The sequence below is a fragment of the Enterobacter sp. RHBSTW-00593 genome (genome assembly GCF_013784105.1).
GTDB classification, from domain to species: domain Bacteria; phylum Pseudomonadota; class Gammaproteobacteria; order Enterobacterales; family Enterobacteriaceae; genus Enterobacter; species Enterobacter ludwigii.
The window spans coordinates 4,108,160-4,130,182 of record NZ_CP056393.1 but is presented as its reverse complement, the minus strand read 5'-3'; the positions used below and the strand labels follow the sequence as shown (position 1 = coordinate 4,130,182).

The 22,023-nt window shown below is 54.4% G+C and carries 19 protein-coding genes; 10 read left to right on the top strand and 9 right to left on the bottom strand.

The window, feature by feature from the left end:
* The first annotated feature begins 113 nt into the window (after positions 1 to 113).
* The 4 genes from HV242_RS19755 to ftsP all read left to right on the top strand — a co-directional run bounded on the left by HV242_RS19755 (position 114) and on the right by ftsP (position 5,266).
* On the top strand, positions 114 to 515 hold the full coding sequence (locus HV242_RS19755) for a YgiW/YdeI family stress tolerance OB fold protein (RefSeq protein ID WP_050737300.1): 402 nt from the start codon (positions 114 to 116) through the stop codon (positions 513 to 515).
* Between the two features lie 118 nt (positions 516 to 633).
* Positions 634 to 2,892 (top strand): DNA topoisomerase IV subunit A, encoded by a 2,259-nt coding sequence (gene parC / locus HV242_RS19750; RefSeq protein WP_014171622.1) that lies wholly within the window; start codon positions 634 to 636, stop codon positions 2,890 to 2,892.
* A 164-nt stretch (positions 2,893 to 3,056) separates the two neighbouring features.
* Positions 3,057 to 3,794 carry a 1-acylglycerol-3-phosphate O-acyltransferase gene (gene plsC, locus HV242_RS19745; RefSeq protein ID WP_020883654.1) on the top strand — a complete coding sequence of 246 codons (738 nt, stop codon included), beginning with the start codon at positions 3,057 to 3,059 and terminating at the stop codon, positions 3,792 to 3,794.
* Between the two features lie 59 nt (positions 3,795 to 3,853).
* Positions 3,854 to 5,266, top strand: a complete 1,413-nt coding sequence (gene ftsP / locus HV242_RS19740) for a cell division protein FtsP (RefSeq protein ID WP_020883655.1) — start codon at positions 3,854 to 3,856, stop codon at positions 5,264 to 5,266.
* A 33-nt stretch (positions 5,267 to 5,299) separates the two neighbouring features.
* Here the strand turns inward: ftsP and HV242_RS19735 are convergent, their stop codons facing one another.
* Entirely contained in the window at positions 5,300 to 6,775 is a 1,476-nt protein-coding gene (locus HV242_RS19735; protein WP_014171619.1) for a TrkH family potassium uptake protein, read from the bottom strand.
* A gap of 200 nt (positions 6,776 to 6,975) precedes the next feature.
* Between HV242_RS19735 and HV242_RS19730 the strand changes: the two genes are divergently transcribed.
* The gene (locus HV242_RS19730; protein WP_050737299.1) at positions 6,976 to 9,147 is read left to right on the top strand and encodes a YgiQ family radical SAM protein; all 2,172 of its coding nucleotides are present in this window, start codon (positions 6,976 to 6,978) and stop codon (positions 9,145 to 9,147) included.
* Positions 9,148 to 9,182: 35 nt separating this feature from the next.
* Here the strand turns inward: HV242_RS19730 and dkgA are convergent, their stop codons facing one another.
* Positions 9,183 to 10,010: a 2,5-didehydrogluconate reductase DkgA gene (gene dkgA / locus HV242_RS19725; RefSeq protein ID WP_020883657.1), complete on the bottom strand. Its 828-nt coding sequence runs from the start codon at positions 10,008 to 10,010 to the stop codon at positions 9,183 to 9,185.
* A gap of 105 nt (positions 10,011 to 10,115) precedes the next feature.
* Positions 10,116 to 11,279 (bottom strand): alcohol dehydrogenase, encoded by a 1,164-nt coding sequence (gene yqhD, locus HV242_RS19720; RefSeq protein WP_020883658.1) that lies wholly within the window; start codon positions 11,277 to 11,279, stop codon positions 10,116 to 10,118.
* Positions 11,280 to 11,474: 195 nt separating this feature from the next.
* On the opposite strand from yqhD, the gene HV242_RS19715 reads away from it, so the two are divergent.
* Entirely contained in the window at positions 11,475 to 12,374 is a 900-nt protein-coding gene (locus HV242_RS19715) for an AraC family transcriptional regulator (protein ID WP_020883659.1), read from the top strand.
* Between the two features lie 47 nt (positions 12,375 to 12,421).
* Here the strand turns inward: HV242_RS19715 and yghB are convergent, their stop codons facing one another.
* Together yghB and metC are read right to left on the bottom strand one after the other, a co-directional pair.
* The gene (yghB, locus tag HV242_RS19710) at positions 12,422 to 13,081 is read right to left on the bottom strand and encodes a DedA family general envelope maintenance protein YghB (protein WP_014171613.1); all 660 of its coding nucleotides are present in this window, start codon (positions 13,079 to 13,081) and stop codon (positions 12,422 to 12,424) included.
* A gap of 149 nt (positions 13,082 to 13,230) precedes the next feature.
* Positions 13,231 to 14,418 (bottom strand): cystathionine beta-lyase, encoded by a 1,188-nt coding sequence (gene metC, locus HV242_RS19705; RefSeq protein ID WP_050737298.1) that lies wholly within the window; start codon positions 14,416 to 14,418, stop codon positions 13,231 to 13,233.
* Between the two features lie 251 nt (positions 14,419 to 14,669).
* Between metC and exbB the strand changes: the two genes are divergently transcribed.
* Positions 14,670 to 15,401: a tol-pal system-associated acyl-CoA thioesterase gene (exbB, locus tag HV242_RS19700; RefSeq protein ID WP_050737297.1), complete on the top strand. Its 732-nt coding sequence runs from the start codon at positions 14,670 to 14,672 to the stop codon at positions 15,399 to 15,401.
* Between the two features lie 4 nt (positions 15,402 to 15,405).
* On the top strand, positions 15,406 to 15,831 hold the full coding sequence (gene exbD / locus HV242_RS19695) for a TonB system transport protein ExbD (protein WP_014171610.1): 426 nt from the start codon (positions 15,406 to 15,408) through the stop codon (positions 15,829 to 15,831).
* 45 nt (positions 15,832 to 15,876) lie between these two features.
* Here the strand turns inward: exbD and HV242_RS19690 are convergent, their stop codons facing one another.
* On the bottom strand, positions 15,877 to 16,329 hold the full coding sequence (locus tag HV242_RS19690; protein ID WP_050737296.1) for a hypothetical protein: 453 nt from the start codon (positions 16,327 to 16,329) through the stop codon (positions 15,877 to 15,879).
* 1 nt (position 16,330) lies between these two features.
* The gene (locus HV242_RS19685) at positions 16,331 to 16,735 is read right to left on the bottom strand and encodes a hypothetical protein (protein WP_050737295.1); all 405 of its coding nucleotides are present in this window, start codon (positions 16,733 to 16,735) and stop codon (positions 16,331 to 16,333) included.
* A gap of 102 nt (positions 16,736 to 16,837) precedes the next feature.
* On the opposite strand from HV242_RS19685, the gene HV242_RS19680 reads away from it, so the two are divergent.
* Together HV242_RS19680 and HV242_RS19675 are read left to right on the top strand one after the other, a co-directional pair.
* Complete coding sequence (locus HV242_RS19680; protein WP_020883663.1) at positions 16,838 to 17,341, top strand: ESA_00282 family adhesion-associated protein; 504 nt, start codon at positions 16,838 to 16,840, stop codon at positions 17,339 to 17,341.
* A gap of 81 nt (positions 17,342 to 17,422) precedes the next feature.
* Positions 17,423 to 17,911 carry a TIGR00645 family protein gene (locus tag HV242_RS19675; RefSeq protein ID WP_014171606.1) on the top strand — a complete coding sequence of 163 codons (489 nt, stop codon included), beginning with the start codon at positions 17,423 to 17,425 and terminating at the stop codon, positions 17,909 to 17,911.
* Between the two features lie 53 nt (positions 17,912 to 17,964).
* Here HV242_RS19675 and HV242_RS19670 read toward each other — a convergent pair whose 3' ends face one another.
* The gene (locus HV242_RS19670; RefSeq protein WP_050737294.1) at positions 17,965 to 19,005 is read right to left on the bottom strand and encodes an aldo/keto reductase; all 1,041 of its coding nucleotides are present in this window, start codon (positions 19,003 to 19,005) and stop codon (positions 17,965 to 17,967) included.
* Positions 19,006 to 19,153: 148 nt separating this feature from the next.
* A complete protein-coding gene (locus tag HV242_RS19665) occupies positions 19,154 to 21,745 on the bottom strand; it encodes an autotransporter family protein (RefSeq protein WP_050737293.1) in 2,592 nt (863 codons plus the stop codon).
* Positions 21,746 to 22,023 lie beyond the last annotated feature (278 nt).

Below are 22,023 nucleotides of genomic sequence, written 5' to 3'. Positions count from 1 at the left end.
ACCCTCTGCATCAGCCTGCTGTACAGTAATAATAAATAAATTTTTCCCTTAAGAAGTTGTTAAGGTTTACCCTGTTAAATGGACTGCGAAACCACATTAAAGGGAGAGTTAATATGAAAAAATTCGCTGCGATTGCCGCCTTCATGATGATGACCACTGCCCCTGTTTTTGCTGCACAGGGCGGATTTAACGGCCCCTCTGCCGCACAAACCCAGGCCCAGACGCAGGCGGGCGGTTTTGTCGATAATGACGCGAACCTCACCACCGCGGTGAAAGTGAAGGACATGAAGGACGACAGCTGGGTGAAGCTGCGCGGGAACATCACTCAGCGCCTGTCTGATGACCGCTACACCTTCCGCGATGAGACCGGTACGGTTAACGTGGAGATTGACCACAAGCGCTGGAACGGCGTGACCGTAACCCCGCAGGATAAGGTGGAAATCCAGGGTAAAGTTGATAAAGAGTGGAACGATTTTGAAATCGACGTGAAGCAGGTTATCAAACTGAACAAATAACCCCGAAAGGGCCGCGGATGCGGCCCTTTTTCTTTGTGACTCAACACGCCAGATAAGGTAGTATCTGCGGCAATATTGCCTGAAACCTTTCGGTTTCTGAGTTGAGGAATCACACATAATGAGCGATATGGCAGAGCGCCTCGCGCTACATGAATTCACGGAAAACGCCTACCTGAACTACTCCATGTACGTCATCATGGACAGGGCGTTGCCGTTTATCGGGGATGGCCTGAAGCCCGTTCAGCGCCGCATCGTCTATGCGATGTCCGAGCTGGGGCTGAATGCGACCGCCAAGTTCAAAAAATCCGCCCGTACCGTCGGTGACGTACTGGGTAAATACCATCCGCACGGCGACAGCGCCTGTTATGAAGCGATGGTGCTGATGGCACAGCCGTTCTCTTACCGTTATCCGCTGGTGGATGGTCAGGGGAACTGGGGGGCGCCGGACGATCCGAAATCCTTCGCAGCGATGCGTTATACCGAATCCCGTCTCTCCCGCTATGCTGAAGTGCTGCTGGGCGAGCTGGGTCAGGGAACCGTGGACTGGGTGCCAAACTTCGACGGTACGATGCAGGAGCCGAAAATGCTGCCTGCGCGTCTGCCGAACATCCTGCTGAACGGCACTACCGGTATCGCGGTGGGTATGGCGACGGACATTCCGCCGCACAACCTGCGTGAAGTGGCGAAAGCCGCCATCACCCTGATTGAACAGCCGAAAACCACGCTGGACGATCTGCTGGATATCGTGCAGGGGCCGGACTACCCGACCGAGGCCGAAATCATCACCTCGCGCGCGGAAATCCGCAAAATCTACCAGAACGGCCGCGGCTCCGTGCGCATGCGTGCGGTGTGGACCAAAGAGGACGGCGCAGTGGTCATCACCGCGCTGCCGCACCAGGTCTCCGGCGCGAAAGTGCTGGAACAGATTGCCTCCCAGATGCGCAATAAAAAGCTGCCGATGGTGGATGACCTGCGCGACGAATCCGACCACGAAAACCCGACGCGTCTGGTGATCGTGCCGCGTTCCAACCGCGTGGACATGGAGCAGGTGATGAACCACCTGTTTGCCACCACCGATCTGGAAAAAAGCTACCGCATCAACCTGAACATGATCGGCCTCGACGGTCGTCCGGCAGTGAAAAACCTGCTGGAGATCCTGAGCGAATGGCTGACGTTCCGCCGCGATACCGTTCGCCGCCGTCTGAACTATCGACTGGAAAAAGTGCTTAAACGCCTGCACATCCTTGAAGGTTTGCTGGTGGCGTTCCTCAATATCGACGAAGTTATTGAGATAATCCGTTCCGAGGACGAGCCGAAGCCGGCGCTGATGTCGCGCTTTGGCATCAGTGAAACCCAGGCCGAAGCGATCCTTGAACTGAAACTGCGTCATCTCGCCAAACTCGAAGAGATGAAGATCCGCGGTGAGCAGAACGAACTGGAAAAAGAGCGCGATCAGCTGCAGGCGATCCTCGCGTCCGAACGCAAGATGAACAACCTGCTCAAGAAAGAGCTGCAGGCTGACGCCGATGCATTCGGTGACGACCGTCGTTCTCCGCTGCATGAGCGCGAAGAAGCGAAGGCGATGAATGAGCACGACATGCAGCCATCTGAGCCGGTCACCATTGTGCTGTCTCAGAGCGGCTGGGTGCGCAGTGCTAAAGGTCACGATATCGACGCGCCAGGGTTGAGCTACAAGGCGGGCGATAGCTTTAAGGCCGCCGTGAAAGGTAAGAGCAACCAGCCGGTCGCCTTTATCGACTCGACGGGGCGCAGCTACGCCATCGACCCGATCACGCTGCCTTCTGCCCGCGGACAGGGCGAACCGCTTACCGGTAAGCTGACGCTGCCGCCGGGTGCGACGGTTGACCATATGCTGATGGAAGCCGATGACCAGAAACTGCTGCTGGCGTCTGACGCGGGGTACGGCTTTATCTGTACCTTTAACGATCTTGTTTCCCGCAACCGTGCCGGTAAGGCGCTGATCAGCCTGCCTGACAACGCGCATGTGATGCCGCCGCTGGTGGTGGAAAACGATAGCGATATGCTGCTGGCGATCACTGCCGCCGGACGTATGCTGATGTTCCCGGTCAGCGACCTGCCGGAATTGTCAAAAGGCAAGGGCAACAAGATCATCAGCATCCCGTCAGCGGAAGCGGCGAAAGGGGTAGATGGTCTGGCGCACCTCTTTATTCTGCCGCCGCAGAGCACGCTGACCATTCATGTCGGCAAACGTAAAATCAAGCTTCGACCGGAAGAGTTGCAGAAAGTGGTGGGCGAGCGCGGTCGACGCGGCTCGTTGATGCGCGGCCTGCAGCGTATTGACCGCGTGGAGATTGACTCTCCTGCGCGCAGTACCGCGGGCGACAGCGAAGAGTAACGCCGTTATCTCCCCCTCTGTTCCGGAGGGGGAATTTCAATAAAATTTCCCGTAAAATCGTTGTTAATTCGTGCGTTGCGATTAACAATACGCGCTCGTAATAAAGTCCTTACCTGGCCACAGGTGAAGTATAATTGTCAGCTGTCAGGGCTTCAGAGGTCGCTATGCTATTCATTGTTCGTTTAATTCTTACCATTATTTACTGCATTCTGGTCTGTATTTTCGGCTCTATTTATTGCCTGTTCAGTCCGCGCAATCCGAAACATGTCGCCACCTTTGGCCATATGTTCGGCCGCCTTGCGCCGCTGTTTGGCCTGAAGGTTGAAAAACGCCTGCCGGAAGGGGCTGAGAACTTCGGTAACGCCATCTTTATCGCTAACCATCAGAACAACTACGATATGGTGACGGCCTCCAACATTGTTCTGCCACCGACCGTGACCGTGGGCAAAAAGAGCCTGCTGTGGATCCCTTTTTTCGGCCAGCTGTACTGGCTGACCGGTAACCTGCTGATTGACCGTAACAACCGCGCGAAAGCGCACAGCACTATTGCTGAAGTGGTTAATCACTTCAAAAAGCGCAGGATCTCAATCTGGATGTTCCCGGAAGGGACGCGCAGCCGTGGTCGTGGCCTGCTGCCGTTCAAAACCGGTGCGTTTCATGCTGCAATTGCGGCAGGTGTTCCAATTATTCCTGTGTGTGTTTCCAATACTTCTAATAAGATTAATCTTAACCGCCTGAATAACGGGCTGGTGATTGTCGAAATGCTGCCGCCGGTGGATACCAGCAAATACGGTAAAGATCAGGTTCGCGAGCTGGCAGCACACTGCCGTGAACTGATGGCTCAGCATATTGCGCTGCTCGACAAAGAAGTCGCAGAGAGAGAAGCCGCCGGTAAGAAGTAAGCCGGCGTTAAAAGGGAAAACGAATTCCCGCGTTGTTAGTCGTTTCAGATGGAGCTTATATGTCATTCAGTCGGCGTCAGTTTATTCAGGCTTCCGGGATCGCCCTTTGTGCGGGTGCGCTGCCGCTGACAGCCAACGCCGCCGGGCAGCAACAGCCGCTGCCCATTCCGCCGTTAATAGAATCCCGTCGCGGGCAGCCGCTTTTCCTGACGCTACAGCGCAGCCACTGGTCCTTTACCCAGGGCACGCGTGCGCCGGTGTGGGGCATTAACGGGCGTTACCTTGGGCCGACCATACGCGTGTGGAATGGCGATGACGTTAAGCTGATCTACAGTAACCGTACGACAGAAAATGTCGCCATGACCATCAGTGGTTTACAGGTGCCTGGCCCGCTGCTTGGCGGCGCGGCGCGCATGATGTCGCCTAACGCTGACTGGGCGCCCGTTCTGCCGATTCGTCAGAGCGCGGCGACGCTCTGGTATCATGCCAATACCCCTAACCGCACGGCCCAGCAGGTGTATAACGGCCTGGCCGGTATGTGGCTGGTGGAAGATGAAATCAGTAAATCCCTGCCAATCCCGAACCACTATGGCGTGGATGATTTTCCGGTCATTATTCAGGACAAACGGCTGGATAATTTCGGTACGCCGGAATACAGCGAGCCGGGCAGCGGTGGCTTCGTTGGCGATACGCTGCTGGTTAACGGCGCGCAAAGTCCGTATGTCGAAGTGTCGCGCGGATGGGTACGTCTGCGTCTGCTGAACGCCTCTAACTCGCGCCGCTACCAGCTGCAAATGAGCGATGGCCGTGCGCTACACGTCATCTCCGGCGACCAGGGCTTTTTACCGGCCCCGGTTTCCGTGAAGCAGCTGGCGCTGTCGCCAGGTGAACGCCGCGAAATCCTTATTGATATGACCAACGGTGATGAGGTGTCGATCACCTGTGGCGAAGCGGCCAGCATTGTGGACCGCATTCGCGGTTTCTTTGAGCCGTCGAGTATCCTGGTCTCCACCCTGGTGCTGACCCTGCGTCCTACCGGCCTGCTGCCGCTGGTGACCGACAGCCTGCCGATGCGCCTGCTACCGCAGGAGATCATGAGCGGTTCGCCGGTGCGCAGCCGCGATATCAGCCTGGGCGACGATCCGGGGATCAACGGCACGCTGTGGGACGTTAACCGTATCGATATTACCGCGCAGCAGGGTACCTGGGAGCGCTGGACGGTTCGCTCGGACATGCCGCAGTCGTTCCATATCGAAGGGGTGAGTTTCCTGATCCGCAACGTCAATGGCGCGATGCCGTTCCCCGAAGACAGGGGCTGGAAGGATACCGTCTGGGTGGATGGGCAGGTCGAACTGCTGGTCTACTACGGACAGCCTTCGTGGCCGCACTTCCCGTTCCTGTTCCACAGCCAGACGCTGGAGATGATGGACAGGGGTTCCGTCGGCCAGATGCTGGTCAACCCGGCACCCTAAACCACGATACGATTCCCGGTTCGCCGGGAATTTTTATGCCCGCCAGAAAAAGCGTGAGCACAGGATCAGTACCGGATAAATTTCCAGACGCCCCATAATCATCGCCGCACACATCAACAGCTTGGCCTCGTCTTTTAACGTCCCGAAGGTTGATGCCGTTTCGCCGAACCCCAGCCCCATATTGTTAATGCAGGCCGCAACGGTGGCAAATGACGTGAACAGATCGTATCCCAGCAGGTTCAGCGCCCAGACGAAAAAGCCCGTTATCATCACGTAGAGAAAAAAGAAGCTCCACACCGAGCGCAGAACGCGTTCATTCACGACGCTTTTGCCGACCTTAATACTCAGCAGCGCGCGCGGATGCGCGAGTTGATTCATCTCCTGAATACACTGTTTAAACATGATGAGAAAACGCAGCGCTTTGATCCCGCCGCAGGTAGAGCCGACGCAGCCGCCAAAAAAGCTGGCGCTCAACAGCAGGAAAATGGTGTGGGGAGGCCAGTGAGCGTAATCGGCCGTCGAAAGACCATTGTCGGTCATCATGGAGCTGGCCAGAAAGAAGGCATGTACCAGGCTGTCGGTACCGTTGTACATCCCCGCGTGCCACACCTGCCAGGCGGTGATGGCGATAATGACGGTGGCGGCACCGAGAAAGAATTTCACCTCCGGGCTGCGCCGAATCGGTTTCAGCGTGCGGCGCGCGATGACGACATACCAGAGGGTAAAGTTAAACGCGGAAAGCAGTGAAAAAGCCCCGGCGACAAGCTCAATCGCGTGGCTGTCGTAAAACCCGATGCTCTCACTTCGGGTTGAAAACCCACCCAATGAGACGGTGGAAAGCCCGTGACAGACGGCGTCAAAAAAGGGCATGCCCGCCAGCCAGTACGCCAGCGTGCAGACCAGTCCCAGCGCCAGATAGGTTACCCACAGCGTACGCGCGGTATCGGCGAGTCGGGGCGTCAGGCGCTCCTCCTTGAACGGCCCAGGCATTTCCGACTGATACAGCTTCATGCCACCGATACCGAGCAGCGGCAGGACCGCGACGGCCAGTACGATGACCCCTAATCCGCCAATGAAATTGAGCTGAGCGCGGTAATAAAGGTACGACTTCGGCAGGGCACTGACGTCTCCAATCACCGTCGCCCCGGTGGTGGTGATCCCTGAGACCCCTTCAAAGAGCGCATCGGAAAAGGAGAGTTGCAGACCGTCATCCATCCATAACGGCATGGCGCTAATCAATGAAAACAGCAGCCAGAACAGAACGATAATCACGAAACCGTCACGGGTGCGCAGCTGTATACCGGAATGACGTGTTGCCCGCCAGGTGAGTCCGCCAAGGGTAAAAAAGGTCAAAAAGGTGGTTAAAAAAGCAAAGTAGGTTCGCTCTTTATTCAGCAGGGCGATAACCATCGGCGGCAGCATGGACAGGCTGTACAGAAGAACCAGAAAACCGCAGAGGTGAAGCACAACCCGCAGCTGGGACACATGTAACGAATCGTTGAACTTCACAAAGAAACTCCGTGCCAGAATGCATCCCGGTAACTGATTACCGCAAGATATAGTGGATATTATGATCCAAAATTAACAGTGCGCTGTATTTTAACGGCTTCCAGGATTTTCTGTTTACTTCTTGCATCCTTTTCTTCAAATCCGGCGGACTAACAGCGTATAATCCCGCTCCTTTTGTCTATTTTTTCTTCGGAAGCACTATGAGCGCAATTTCCCTGATCCAGCCGGATCGTGACCTCTTCTCCTGGCCCCAGTACTGGGCGGCCTGCTTTGGACCGGCACCGTTCCTGCCGATGTCCCGGGAAGAGATGGACCAACTGGGCTGGGACAGCTGCGATATCATTCTGGTGACGGGCGATGCCTATGTCGACCACCCGAGCTTTGGCATGGCTATCTGTGGCCGTATGCTTGAAGCGCAGGGCTTCCGGGTGGGGATCATTGCCCAGCCTGACTGGAACAGCAAAGACGACTTTATGCGTCTGGGGAAACCCAACCTGTTCTTCGGCGTGACCGCAGGCAACATGGACTCGATGATCAACCGCTATACCGCCGACCGTAAGCTGCGTCATGACGATGCCTACACGCCGGATAACGTCGCGGGTAAACGTCCTGACCGCGCGACGCTGGTCTACACCCAACGCTGCAAAGAAGCCTGGAAAGACGTGCCGGTTATCCTGGGCGGCATCGAGGCGAGTTTGCGCCGTACCGCGCACTATGACTACTGGTCAGACACCGTGCGCCGTTCGGTGCTGGTGGATTCCAAAGCCGATATGCTGATTTACGGTAACGGCGAACGTCCGCTGGTGGAAGTGGCGCACCGTCTCTCACAGGGTGAGCCGGTGAGCAGCATCCGCGACGTGCGCAACACGGCTATCATGGTGAAAGAGGCGCTGCCGGGCTGGAGCGGGGTGGATTCCCGTATCATTGATATGCCGGGTAAAATCGACCCGATCCCGCACCCGTACGGCGACGATCTGCCGTGTGCGGATAACAAACCGGTAGAGCCAAAGAAAGCCGAAACGAAAGCTATCGTTGTTCAGCCGCCGCGCCCGAAACCGTGGGAAAAAACCTACGTGCTGCTGCCTTCCTTTGAGAAGGTCAAAGCCGATAAAGTGCTCTACGCACATGCGTCCCGTATTTTGCACCACGAAACCAACCCGGGCTGCGCGCGTGCGCTGATGCAAAAGCACGGCGAGCGCTTTATCTGGATCAACCCGCCGGCAATCCCGCTTTCCACCGAAGAGATGGACAGCGTCTTCGCGCTGCCGTACAAACGCGTGCCGCATCCGGCATACGGCGAGCGCCGAATCCCGGCGTATGAGATGATCCGTTTCTCAATAAACATCATGCGCGGCTGCTTCGGCGGCTGCTCTTTCTGTTCCATTACCGAGCATGAAGGGCGCATTATTCAGAGTCGCTCCGAAGATTCGATCATCAATGAGATCGAAGCCATTCGCGATACCGTGCCTGGCTTCACCGGGGTGATCTCCGATCTGGGCGGTCCGACTGCCAACATGTACATGCTGCGCTGTAAGTCACCGCGCGCGGAACAGACCTGCCGTCGTCTGTCGTGCGTGTACCCGGATATCTGTCAGCACATGGATACCAACCATGAACCGACGATCAACCTTTATCGTCGTGCGCGTGACCTGAAAGGGATCAAGAAGATCCTGATCGCCTCCGGGGTACGTTACGATATCGCCGTGGAAGATCCGCGCTACATCAAAGAGCTGGCGACGCATCACGTGGGTGGCTACCTGAAGATTGCCCCTGAGCATACCGAAGAAGGCCCGCTGTCCAAGATGATGAAGCCGGGTATGGGCAGCTACGATCGCTTTAAAGAGCTGTTTGACACCTACTCGAAGCAGGCGGGTAAAGAGCAGTATCTGATCCCATACTTCATCTCCGCGCACCCTGGCACGCGCGATGAGGACATGGTGAACCTGGCGCTGTGGCTGAAACAGCGTCGCTTCCGTCTGGATCAGGTGCAGAACTTCTATCCATCACCGCTCGCAAACTCAACGACCATGTATTACACCGGCAAGAACCCGCTGGGTAAAATTGGCTATAAGAGTGAAGATGTGGTGGTGCCGAAAGGGGATAAACAGCGCCGTCTGCATAAAGCACTGCTGCGCTACCACGATCCGGCTAACTGGCCGCTGATCCGTCAGGCGCTGGAAGATATGGGTAAAAAGCATCTGATCGGCTCGCGCCGCGACTGCCTGGTGCCTGCGCCTACGCTTGACGAGATGCGTGAAGCGCGCCGCCAGAACCGCCACACGCGCCCGGCATTGACCAAGCACACGCCGATTGTGCATCAGCGTTCAAACGGTAACGCCAGTGCGAAGAAACCCGTGAAACGTAAAGCGTAAAAAATAAAAACCCCGGCGAGCCGGGGTTTTTTTATTCACCCGCCAAACTGATCGGGATCCGGACCTAAACGCTTGCCCTTGTCCAGCTTCGCAATTTCACTCAGTTCATCTTTATCCAGGCGGAAATCCCAGACGTCGAAGTTCTCAGCGATACGCGATGGCGTGACCGATTTCGGGATCACCACCAGGCCGTTATCCAGATGCCAGCGAATAACGATTTGCGCCGGCGTCTTGCCGTATTTATCCGCGAGATCGCGAATAATTTTCTGGTCGAACACCCCTTCACCGCCCTGTGCCAGCGGGCTCCAGGACTCGGTCTGGATCTTGTGCGTGGCGTTCCAGGCGTGAAGCTGACGCTGCTGCATCAGCGGGTGCAGCTCAATCTGGTTGATAACTGGCGCGACACCCGTCTCGTCAATCAGGCGCTGCAGGTGGTGAACCTGGAAATTACACACGCCGATGCTTTTCACCAGCCCTGCCTGCTGCAGCTCAATCATCCCTTTCCAGGCGTCAACATAGTGATCGATAGCCGGGACTGGCCAGTGCATCAGATAGAGATCGACGAAATCGAGCTGGAGTTTGTCCAGACTCTCCTGCAGGGCTTCGCGGGGGCGTTTTTGATCGTCGTTCCACAGTTTGGTGGTGATGAAAAGGTCGTCGCGGGGCATGCCAGCGCTGGCCAGTGCCTTACCCACGCCGTCCTCATTTTTGTACGCGGCGGCGGTATCAATCGACCGATAGCCGACTTCCAGTGCTTTATGAATGGCGGAGACGACCTCGTCGTTACCGGCTTTCCATACACCTAGCCCCAGTTGGGGCATCACGTTGCCATCCTGCAGCTTGATTACGGTTTGGTTTGCCATTTTTCCTCCTTCAGGTGCTCATCGTCGGAGGGAACCCCCGACGATGTGATGTGCATTAAGTCTGGACGAAATGTCAAAAAACGAAAGTCGGGATGTCAAAAACGCTTAGCGTGCCGCTTCGTAGATACGACGGCTCACTTCCAGCGTAATGTCGCCGTGCTCGCCCAACTGGGTCATACCGTGTTCTTCAAGTTTCGCCAGCAGGGCAGGGATGGAGCTGCCATCCAGACCATAGCCGGACAGACGCGTTGGCACGCCCAGACCTTCAAAGAAGCTGCGGGTTGCTTCGATAGCCGCGTCGATACGCGCATCGTCAGAACCTTCGGTGATGTTCCACACGCGCTCAGCGTATTGCAGCAATTTAGCGCGTTTGGTATCACGTTTTTCGTTCCACAGTGCAGGCAGGACGACGGCCAGCGTTTGTGCGTGATCCAGACCGTGCATGGCCGTCAGTTCGTGGCCCAGCATATGGGTTGCCCAGTCCTGCGGCACGCCGGCACCGATCAGACCGTTCAGCGCCTGGGTTGCCGCCCACATCACGTTGGCGCGCACATCGTAGTTTTCCGGCTCTTTCAGCGCTGTCGGACCGTCTTCAATCAGCGTCAGCAGAATGCCTTCCGCGAAGCGATCCTGAATTTTGGCATCTACCGGGTAGGTAACGTACTGCTCAACGGTGTGCACAAACGCATCGACCACACCGTTCGCGACCTGACGTGCAGGCAGGGTGTAGGTGTAAACCGGATCGAGGATGGCGAATACAGGCTGAACGTGATCGTTCATAAAGGCCTGCTTATCACCCGTGGTTTTACGGGAGATAACGGCACCTTTGTTGGATTCAGAACCGGTCGCAGGCAGGGTCAGCACGGAACCCATTGGGATCGCGCTTTTGATATCGCTGCCGCGGGTTTCCAGAATGTGCCACGGGTCAATACCGTCCGCGTAGTGCGCCGCAGCGGCGATGAATTTGGTGCCATCCAGGACGGAGCCGCCGCCGACTGCCAGCAGGAAGGTGACTTTTTCATCACGGGCGATCTTGACCGCGTTCATCAGTGTTTCATAAGACGGATTAGGCTCGATACCGCCGAACTCACGCACGTCCAGACCTTCCAGCGCGCTGTAAACCTGATCCAGTACGCCGGTTTTTTTCACGCTGCCGCCACCGTAGGTGATCAGTACGCGGGCGTCAGCGGGGATCTGTGCGCGCAGGTCGGCGATAGCGCCTTTACCAAACAGAATGCGGGTTGGGGTGTGGAGATTAAAATTATTCATTGCTCGTTCCCTTATGTGGGTGAAAAACCGTGGTGGCGCTGAAGGCTACCTGATGCTGCACATTGTGGCCGTCCGGGGCTATCCTCTCAATGCACATTCCTGCCGATGTCTTGCCCATTTCTACAGAGCGCTGGAGAAAACACGGTAAACTGCGCACACTGTTAACGTCGGAAACCGTAGCCGGAGTAACGTAAAATGAACCGTGAAGCGATCTGCCTCCAGCTTACTGCGCAGATTAAAAGACTGATTGATAAAGAAAATGGCGTCGGTGACATGTTGCCTGACATTCGTCTTCTGTATGGGACGCAGCCAGGGACACGCACACCGGTCATGTACCAGCCGGGCATCGTTTTTCTCTTTTCAGGCCATAAAATTGGCTATATCAATGAGCGCGTGTTCCGGTATGACACCAATGAATATCTGCTGCTCACAGTACCTTTACCCTTCGAATGTGAAACTTTCGCGACAGAAGCGGTACCGCTGGCGGGCATTCGTTTAAATGTCGATATCCTTCAGCTGCAGGAGCTGCTGATGGAGATTGGCGAGGACGCATTGTTCCGGCCGTCGATGCCCGCGAGCGGGATTAACTCCGCGACGTTATCCGAGGAGATCCTCTGCGCCATTGAGCGTCTGCTCGACGTTATGGAACGGCCACTGGATGCACGCATCCTGGGCAAACAGATTATCCGCGAAATTCTTTACCATGTGCTGCTGGGGCCGGGCGGTGGGGCATTACTCGCGCTGGTCAGCCGCCAGACACACTTCAGCCTGATTAGCCGCGTGCTCAAGCGTATCGAAAGCCAGTACACGGAAAACCTGAGCGTTGACCAGCTGGCGGCGGAAGCAAACATGAGCGTCTCGGCGTTTCATCATAATTTTAAGTCGGTGACCAGCACCTCGCCGCTGCAGTATCTCAAAACCTATCGGCTGCATAAGGCTCGTATGCTGATGATCCACGATGGCATGAAGGCCAGCGCGGCGGCGATGCGGGTGGGCTATGAAAGTGCGTCGCAGTTTAGTCGGGAGTTTAAGCGTTACTTCGGCGTCACGCCGGGGGAAGATGCGTCGCGCATCAGAATGATGCAGGGGACCTGAGGGGAGAGTCCAGCCGGGTAAGCGTAACGTCACCCGGCTTTTTTATATCACGCGCTGCAGTATTTCTTCTTAATCACGACCGCAATCGTCCCGAGCAGTCCCGCGACCAGCAGGAAAAGCGGGAGAATCATCAGGAAGGTCATTACCTGGTCTTCGTGGTGTTTCACAAAGGGGATCATATTCAGCGCGTAGCCAAGCGTGGTCACCACGCCTACCCACAGCAGGGCGCTCAACCAGTTGAAGAACTGGAAGCGGCGGTTTGACAGCCCGGAAATGCCTGCCATGGTCGGCAGCAGCGTGCGAACAAACGCCAGAAAACGCCCGGCCAGCAGCGCCAGCAGACCGTGGCGGTCAAACATGCAGGTCGCACGTTGATGATATTTATGCGGTAACTGCGCCAGCCAGCCTTTCACGACGCGCGTATTGCCGAGCCAGCGGCCCTGCAGATAGCTCAGCCAGCAACCGAGGCTGGCAGCGGAGGTAAGTATGACCATCGTCGGCGTGAAGTCCATGACGCCTTTACCGATTAACGCCCCGGCCAGTAAAAGCAGGCTGTCACCGGGTAAAAATGAGGCTGGCAGTAATCCATTTTCCAGAAACAGGGTTGCGAACATCACGAAATAGACGATACCTACAACGTGAGGGTCCGCCAGCGCGGCAAAATCGTGTTGCCAGAGCGCCGCAATAATATCTTGAATAACAGCCATGGACTTTCCTGTGGAACAGCAGATGCAGATATAGCGCTATTGTACTCCCTAATTCGCCCGTGGGGTTTGATCGCGGGCGCAACTAATGCAGACTTTTCTGGTGGCAGTGTTCACAAAAGCGTCCAGGGAGTACATTTTCAGCATGCACTCTACACGATACGTTCAAACCCTGCCGCTAAATCCGCAATTAAATCGTCAACATCTTCTAAACCAATATGCAGTCGGATCAGCGTGCCGCTGAAATCCACTTCTCCACCGGGGCGCAGGGCCGCAATTTGCTCCGGCTGGTTAGGCAGGATCAGGGATTCAAACCCGCCCCAGGAGTAAGCCATGCTGAAAAGGGTAAAATGATCCAGGTAGTTCGCCAGTTCGTCGTTACTGAGCCGTTTTTTAAGAACAAATGAGAACAACCCGCTACTGCCCGTAAAGTCACGTTGCCAGAATTCATGGCCTTTGCTGCCCGGAAGCGCCGGATGATTAACGCGCTCGACCTGCGGGTGCCGGGCCAGCCATTCGGCCACCTTCAGACTGCTTTCATGGTGCTGACGCAGGCGCACTCCCAGCGTACGGATACCGCGGCTGGTCATATAGGCCGTATCCGCATCCACCATCTGGCCCATCAGGTAGGCATTCTCCCGAAGTTGATCCCAGCAGCGCGCGTTGGATACCGCAGTACCGATCATGCCATCAGAGTGGCCAATCAGATATTTGGTCGCTGCCTGAATAGAGATATCAATGTCGAATTCCAGCGCCCTGAACAGCACGCCCGCCGCCCAGGTGTTGTCGATCATGATGATTGCCTCGGGGGCTTTGCTGCGCACTGCTTTCACAATAGCCGGGACGTCGTGCACTTCCATGGTGATAGAGCCTGGGGATTCCAGAAACACAATGCGCGTGTTCGGCTGGATAAGTTCAGCGATACCTACGCCAATCAGCGGATCGAACCAGCCGGTGGTCACGCCGAGCTTGCTGAGGATTTTGGTGCAAAAATCCTGGCTTGGTTCATAAGCGGTATTGGTCATCAGGATATGGTCGCCCTGTTCCACAAACGCCAGAATGGTATTGGCGACTGCCGCCGCACCACAGGGGAACAGGGCGCAGCCCACGCCGCCTTCCAGTTCGCACATGGCTTCCTGAAGTGAAAAATGGGTTAGCGTGCCACGACGGCCATAGAACAGCCCGCCTTTGGCGCGGTTGCGCGTGGCGATTTTTTTATCCTCGACGGTATCAAATACCAGTGAGGAGGCGCGTTGAATCACGCTGTTGACCGATCCCTGAGTGTATTTTTTGCTGCGTCCTGCCTGTACCAGCGTGGTATCAAGATGCTTCTTTATCATGTTCGCTAACCCTGTTTTTATACGTCTGGACGTCCAGACTACCACGATTGTAAAAATCTGCACCCGGGGGCTTATCGAATAAGCAGAAAATATTAGCAAAAATACGCATAAGAAATTTTTACTGCGTAAGCGCAAGGAAAGTGAACGAAAATTACGGCAGTATGTAAATACTAATGAGAACTACTATCAATTCGACGACGTTTTGATATTATTACGGTCAGATTTTGTGATTTGCGTCCTGGAGATACAGAGTGGGTAATAATTTGATGCAGACGGATCTCTCCGTCTGGGGCATGTATCATCATGCTGACATCGTGGTTAAGATTGTGATGATCGGCCTGGTTCTGGCGTCCGTGATCACCTGGGCTATCTTCTTCAGTAAGAGCGTCGAACTGCTGTCGCAGAAGCGTCGCCTCAAGCGGGAACAACAGCAACTGGCTGAAGCCCGCTCCCTGGATCAGGCCTTAGACATGACCTCATCCTTCCATGGAAAAAGCCTGACCAGCCTGTTAGTCAACGAAGCACAGAACGAGCTGGAACTCTCCGCAGGCAGTGAAGATAACGAAGGCATTAAAGAACGTACCGGCTTCCGCCTGGAGCGTCGCGTTGCTGCCGTTGGCCGCCATATGGGCCGCGGTAACGGTTATCTGGCCACTATCGGCGCGATCTCACCGTTCATCGGTCTGTTCGGTACGGTCTGGGGCATCATGAACAGCTTTATCGGCATTGCGCAGACGCAGACCACCAACCTGGCGGTGGTTGCGCCAGGGATTGCTGAAGCGCTGCTGGCGACTGCAATCGGTCTGGTCGCGGCCATTCCGGCGGTCGTCATCTATAACATCTTCGCGCGTATGATTGGCAACTATAAAGCCACGCTCGGTGACGTCGCCGCGCAGGTGCTGCTGCTGCAAAGCCGCGATCTTGACCTCAATGCCAGCTCCGTTAAACCGGTGCATGCGGCGTCTAAACTGCGCGTAGGTTGATTGTATGGCGATGCGTCTTAACGAAAATCTGGACGATAACGGCGAAATGCATGAAATCAACGTGACGCCGTTTATCGACGTCATGCTGGTTCTGCTGATTATCTTCATGGTGGCTGCGCCGCTGGCGACGGTCGACGTGAAGGTGAATCTGCCTGCCTCTTCCAGCCAGCCGCAGCCGCGTCCTGAGAAACCTGTTTATTTGTCGGTGAAAGCGGATAAATCGATGTTCCTCGGCAACGACCCGGTGACGGATCAGTCTGTTATCCCGGCGCTGGATCAGCTCACCGGCGGCAAGAAAGACACCACGGTCTTCTTCCGCGCGGATAAAACCGTCGATTACGAAACCATGATGAAGGTAATGGACACGCTGCATCAGGCGGGTTACCTCAAGATTGGGCTGGTCGGCGAAGAGAAAGCGGCCGCGAAATAACAAAGAAGCTGGCGAAAGCCGGCTTTTTTTATGCGTGTCGGGCGATCAGTTTTTTGTCTCAGTGGACGCAGGCGCAGGCGCGTGGGACGCCAGCGCGTCTTCATCAAGCGCAACGCAGGTGACGTTTGACGTGCGGTACTCGCCGTCGGACAGTTTGCGCGTCAGACGCAGAGTGGCCACTTCTCTGGCGAGCAGATACTGATAATGGGCCTCCAGACGCCCGAGAAGCTTCTCTTTCAGCTCAGGCCGCTGTTCGATGAGGGTATTCATCACCGCGCCGTATATCTCTTCCTTCACCTGCAGAGGATAAATCTCGCGGCGATTATGCCATTTCAGGCGTACCAGCGTCGCCGGGATCGATACCAGGTCCTGAGTTATTCGCGTCATCTCGGCATTTTTTGTGTTTCGCAGTGCATCGAGATTTTGCTTTAAGATAAATTCATCACTTTTTTTGTTATCTAAAGCCAAATAAACGTCGTTATCTTTAATTTCTTTCACGTTACTCTTCCCCCAGGTTATAAAAAATAGGGTTGTTGGTTTCACGCGTAATTAGATTAAGCCAAATTTCATTGCCGGCTTCGTTTATTTCTTTGGTTTTTTCCGCGATTATTTGACTTAGTTTCTGGGCATCTATTTCACCTTCGGCCTGCAGGTCATTCAGCAGGTGGACAAAGGCTTCTATTTTAACGGCGCGAAATAACCGGTCCTTTATATGACGGTCGTGCTCTTCCAGTAACATATTACGGGATTTACCGGTGCGAGAAACGCCTATTAATATGTCAGACTCGTAATCAGAGAGCTTTCTTTTCTCCTGAGTGAAATTAGCCTCTTTTTCTGCTTCCGTCGTTTGCTGTTCCACAGGCGCAATGTGGTACTTAGCCGGGACGAGGTAGTCGGGCAGCATTTTAATTTCCTTTAATTACAACAGGGTGGGGTTGGTAAAGGCGTGAGATTCGTTGACAATATCATGAGGCAATTTTAAAATCAAAAAAAATGGAGCCTACCCATGAACAGCATTTTTTTTACGGTCATCACATTACTATTACTGACCGCTGGTGTTCTTTTATTGATGCAGGAGTTCAATAAAACGCAAGTGTCGAAAGACGCCAGTGAACCTCCGCTACCTGAACTGATGACAAAAGAGGAAGGTGAAGACCATTTCTCCGTATTGATGAACTCGGTTACACCGGTTTGGTACTGGCGGGTGAACCATGAATATATCGACTTTTTGCACGCGACAATTAAGCGAATGAAAATGTCGGAAATTAATGACACGCCTGGGTTGTTTGAAGCGCAGCGCCGCTGCAGCGACCTGAATTCCGCGGTGTATAAATATTATGACAATATCAAAAAGCGTTGCCTTAACGGTGAGAAGGTCTCCTGTTCCGATCTGGACGTATTAAACCTGCGCCAGTGTTTTCGTGAGTTCAGCCTGGAGGCGTATCCGGAACTGGTGGTGCTGGTCTGGCCGGAGTACGCGCGCCCGGACGTTAATCCTGACAATGTCTGAACGTACAACGAGTGAGTTGTTGCAAACAGTCAGCGCCGTTGAGATATACTGGGCGCTGGTTTCGTTTGCAGACAGGACTTTATGGAACGCTTCTTTGAAAACGCGATGTACGCCTCTCGCTGGATACTGGCACCCGTCTATTTTGGCCTTTCGCTGGCGCTGATTGCGCTGACGATTAAGTTTTTCCAGGAAATCTTGCATGTTCTGCCGAACATCTTTTCCATTGCCGAAGCAGATTTGATTCTGGTTCTGCTCTCGCTGGTGGATATGACGCTGGTGGGCGGATTACTGGTGATGGTGATGTTCTCCGGCTATGAGAACTTTGTCTCTCAGCTCGATATCGACGAGCGCAAAGAGAAGCTCAACTGGCTGGGCAAAATGGATGCCTCGTCGCTGAAGAATAAAGTGGCCGCGTCGATTGTGGCGATCTCATCTATCCACCTGTTACGCGTATTCATGGACGCCAAGAATGTCCCGGACAACAAACTGATGTGGTATGTGATTATCCATCTGACGTTTGTGCTGTCTGCGTTCGTGATGGGGTATCTGGATAAGATCAGTAAGAAGTAATTTTCCCCCCCTCTTCCCAGGGGAGAGGGGGAGCGTGAGCGCGACAGACCGCGCTATTTATCCGACGATGCCTGCCACAAATTCAATTCCCCATCCGCAACATGCTGGTCAATCCTTTTCAGCTCATCGTCGCTAAAGTGCAGGTTATTCAGGGCCTGCACGTTCTCTTCGATCTGCTCCGGACGGCTCGCACCAATCAGTACGGATGTCACGCGTTCATCCTTCAGCAGCCAGCTCAGTGCCATTTGCGCCATCGTCTGACCACGGGCCTGTGCCATCTCATTCAGTAAACGCAGGCTGTTCAGGTTGGCTTCAGTCAGCATGTTTTCCGTCAGACCGCGCACCTTCTTGCCTTCACGCTGCATACGAGAATCTTCAGGAATACCGTTCAGGTATTTTCCGGTCAGCAGACCCTGCGCCAGCGGCGTAAACGCAATGCAACCCGCCCCGTTTTTCTCAAGCGTATCCAGCAGGCCGGTGTGATCGACCCAGCGGTTGAGCAGGTTGTAAGATGGCTGGTGGATAAGCAGCGGGATCTTCCACTCACGCAACAGGTCCGCCATTTTCTGGGTGCGCTCCGTGGAGTAGGAGGAGATACCGACATACAGCGCTTTACCGCTCTGCACGGCCTGGGCCAGCGCAGCGGCGGTCTCTTCCATCGGCGTATTTTCATCCACGCGGTGAGAATAGAAAATATCCACATACTCCAGCCCCATGCGCTTGAGGCTCTGATCGAGACTGGCGAGCAGGTATTTGCGCGACCCGCCCGACCCATACGGCCCCGGCCACATGTCATAGCCTGCTTTGGTTGAGATGATCAGTTCATCGCGATACGCGGCAAAATCTTCCCGCAGCAGACGACCCATGTTTTCTTCCGCGCTTCCCGCCGGCGGGCCGTAGTTGTTGGCAAGATCGAAATGGGTAATGCCGAGGTCGAAGGCTTTATGCAACAGCACCCGCTGAGAGTCGAGAGGCTGTACGTGACCGAAACTATGCCACAGACCAAGCGACAGCGCCGGCAGGCGCAGGCCGCTTTTTCCACAGTAGCGGTACTGCATATTTTCGTAGCGGGCGGGGTAAGGGTGCCAGGACATGATGTCTCCTTTCTTGTCGATGAATTTTCGAAACAACGTTTTCATTCTGTGCTTATCAAATCACAAATCCTGTTGATAAGCGATGACATGCCTGACCACCCTGAATGATTAAAGCCCGGCAGCATCAGACTGACCGGGCGTTCACTCGTCAGAAGCTGTAGCTCATCCCCGCCTGCACGCTGGCATCGTTGTCCACGTCACCGGTGCCGACATACACCCCAGTATTAAGCGTGAAGTTATGCGCTATCGTTGCATTGATGCCTGCTCCGAAGATCCCCATCGTGTTGTTATGGCCGGAGGTGGTGTGGTAATCCGCCGCCTGAATATCAGTATCGTCGCTGAACTCTTTCTGGAAGCGTGCGTCGATCCACGGCATCATCTGCACGTTCTTGCTCAGATCGCGAAGCGTTGTGGTGAGTCTCAACCCGACCCCACTGTTCCAGGAAGAGACCTGACTGTCGGCGAAGGCCACTTCACTGTCGGAGAAGCCGTTTGCTTTGGTTTGATCCCAGCCTAAGGTGGCGTAAGGCTGCAGCAGGGTTTCACCTGGCAGCAACACGTTCACACCGGTACGCGCCTGCGCCATATACAGGGTGCCATCCGTCGAACCGTGCAGTGCTTCGGTCATGCCGCTGGTATTCCCCGTCACGTTATTCGCAGACAGGGTGTACCGCATATCGCCATAGCTGAAGCTACCGTCGGCAAACATACCCCATGTTCTGCCGTTAAGCGCCTGCTGCCAGCCACCGTACAGGCTGTAGTAATTTCCGTAGACGCTGTCATTAAAGCTATCAGCGCCGTCATGGGTATCCTGCACGCGGCTGCGTGTCCATGCCAGTGCAATACCGCCAGTGACGCTATCACCGTTGTCCAGATGCGCCGTCCAGTCCACGCCACCCTGAGCGCCCTGGGTGATGCTCTTATAGTCAACATCATTGCTGAAATTGCCATTCTGATAGAGGAAATCACCCCAGACCTGCGCACCTTCCTCCTGCTTGCCGAGCAGGTTAGCCAGATGCACCTGATTCATATGGTTGCTGATATCATCAGCCACCTGATGTCCGGCCTGCTCGGCAGCGTCCAGACCGGCAACAAGGCCCTGAACGTCGCTCGCGAGGCTGCCCTTCTGGCTGTTAAATTCGATATTCCACGACTGCGTATTATCGGCGGTAAGGCGTGTCTGCGGCGCGGTATCTGCGGCCACAATATTCAGACTGTTGTCATAGTTATAAGCGCCGCTACGGTTTTCAACATTCTGTTGGCCATTTGTGAAGGTGGCCGCCGCATAATTTTGCGGGGTGCTGGTGCCTGAAGTGGTGAACGTACCCAGAATCACGTTCTGCTGATTTTGTGCCGAGGGAGTAATGCTGTTGACGACAACGGCGTTATTAACCCCGGTGATATTGCCGAAATCAACAAAGCTGTCGGTGCTCATATTTACCATCGCATTACTGCCGGTGGTAGTAGCGACAAGCGTTGAGCCATTTTGCAAACTCCAGCTGGTGGCATCGTTAATTTTATCAATGGCGATGCTGTTATTGCTGGTCGTGTTCACCGTCTCGAACTGACTAATTTCACCAGAAACAGAACTGCCGGCATCCATTGACAGCGTGTCGCTACCGTCACCGCCATCAACATTGCCGTTAACATGAGAATTATTGGTCAGCACGACCGTATCATCGCCCGCACCGGTTGTAATATCACCATTTACGGTGGCATCGTTTTGCAGCGTGATGGTGGTATTGCCGCTGTTTTGACCGGTATTTACCGCACCATTAATGGTGCTGTTATCCACCAGAACAGAATTCGCTGAACTGCCGTTCAGGGTAATATTGCCATTCACAACGCTCTTATTAGTAAACGTAAGTGATGTCGACCCCTTTTCATTAATAACGCCAATATCGCCAGTGACGGTACTGTTATTCAGGGCCAGGGAAACGGCCTGGGTGCCGTACATGGCGATGGCTAGATCGCCCACGCCATCCAGGTTGATGTCACTGAACGGCTTATACTCGCTGAGTTTTTCGGCCAGGTCGCCCATGTTCTGCGCGATTTCACTCTGCGAGGCATCGACGGTGGCTCCGGTCAGCGTAATGCGGGTATTTGATTGATCGCTCCCTGCATAAATACCGCCCTTATCCATTGTACTGTTGCTAAGGGTAATATTCTGTTCGCCAGCGCCGGCGCTTACAATGCTGCCATGCAGCGCGCTCCCGTTCTCAATATTGACTGTGTGGTAGCCTTTATCCAGTGGATCGAGATAAATCGCTGAGCCCATCATATAGGTTTTATTACCCTGGTAATTGCCTGTGCTGTTTTCACCGTTCAGCGTCGCGCCATCAACCGTCACGGTGGTATTGGTGGTCGCGCCTCCGCTACCGACTTCAATCATATCGGCCGTAGCGCCGTTATTCAGGGTGATATTCGCGGTACCGCCGTTGCTTCCCTGGATATAGTGGCCTGACATATCCGTTCCGGATACCGTTAATGACTGCGTGTCGCCATCACCTCGATGACCATCCATGAAAATATTATTCGCCGTGGCGTCGGCCATAACCGCATTTGTTACACCGGGATTTTGATAAAAGCTGTCATCGGTATATTTCGTTAATCCACAGGTTTGCGTCGTCACGCCATCCTCACACGGTGTCGCTGTCGTCATTGCTGCCTGGGTACCGAAAGAGGTTAAAGCCATTAAGACACACTGCGAAAGCAATGTGCGGTTCATAAATTTACGCATCTGAAACTCCGTTAATAAAAAATCGTCGACATCCTTGTAAAGGAATTTATTTAATTTAAGGAATTTCTCATAAGTAAAGGATGTAATGAAATTTAAAAGATAAGGAGTAAGTTATTGGGGTATTTAAATCAGGAAATCTGATAATTAGGTGTTAATATATTTGTGTGATAAATAAAACTGAATAGTTACCCTGCAAATTAAGCGGGTTTTCGCGAAAGGGTAGCGCTATTGATTGACGCAACCTGTTGATGAGGTACTCCTCAGGAGGTATGGCCGTT

Excerpts from the sequence above, each read along its gene's own strand:
- HV242_RS19755 (WP_050737300.1), top strand. The coding sequence starts at position 114 with ATGAAAAAATTCGCTGCGATTGCCGCCTTCATGATGATGACCACTGCC.
- parC (WP_014171622.1), top strand. The coding sequence starts at position 634 with ATGAGCGATATGGCAGAGCGCCTCGCGCTACATGAATTCACGGAAAAC.
- plsC (WP_020883654.1), top strand. The coding sequence starts at position 3,057 with ATGCTATTCATTGTTCGTTTAATTCTTACCATTATTTACTGCATTCTG.
- ftsP (WP_020883655.1), top strand. The coding sequence starts at position 3,854 with ATGTCATTCAGTCGGCGTCAGTTTATTCAGGCTTCCGGGATCGCCCTT.
- HV242_RS19730 (WP_050737299.1), top strand. The coding sequence starts at position 6,976 with ATGAGCGCAATTTCCCTGATCCAGCCGGATCGTGACCTCTTCTCCTGG.
- dkgA (WP_020883657.1), bottom strand. The coding sequence starts at position 10,010 with ATGGCAAACCAAACCGTAATCAAGCTGCAGGATGGCAACGTGATGCCC.
- yqhD (WP_020883658.1), bottom strand. The coding sequence starts at position 11,279 with ATGAATAATTTTAATCTCCACACCCCAACCCGCATTCTGTTTGGTAAA.
- HV242_RS19715 (WP_020883659.1), top strand. The coding sequence starts at position 11,475 with ATGAACCGTGAAGCGATCTGCCTCCAGCTTACTGCGCAGATTAAAAGA.
- yghB (WP_014171613.1), bottom strand. The coding sequence starts at position 13,081 with ATGGCTGTTATTCAAGATATTATTGCGGCGCTCTGGCAACACGATTTT.
- metC (WP_050737298.1), bottom strand. The coding sequence starts at position 14,418 with ATGATAAAGAAGCATCTTGATACCACGCTGGTACAGGCAGGACGCAGC.
- exbD (WP_014171610.1), top strand. The coding sequence starts at position 15,406 with ATGGCGATGCGTCTTAACGAAAATCTGGACGATAACGGCGAAATGCAT.
- HV242_RS19685 (WP_050737295.1), bottom strand. The coding sequence starts at position 16,735 with ATGCTGCCCGACTACCTCGTCCCGGCTAAGTACCACATTGCGCCTGTG.
- HV242_RS19680 (WP_020883663.1), top strand. The coding sequence starts at position 16,838 with ATGAACAGCATTTTTTTTACGGTCATCACATTACTATTACTGACCGCT.
- HV242_RS19675 (WP_014171606.1), top strand. The coding sequence starts at position 17,423 with ATGGAACGCTTCTTTGAAAACGCGATGTACGCCTCTCGCTGGATACTG.
- HV242_RS19670 (WP_050737294.1), bottom strand. The coding sequence starts at position 19,005 with ATGTCCTGGCACCCTTACCCCGCCCGCTACGAAAATATGCAGTACCGC.
- HV242_RS19665 (WP_050737293.1), bottom strand. The coding sequence starts at position 21,745 with ATGCGTAAATTTATGAACCGCACATTGCTTTCGCAGTGTGTCTTAATG.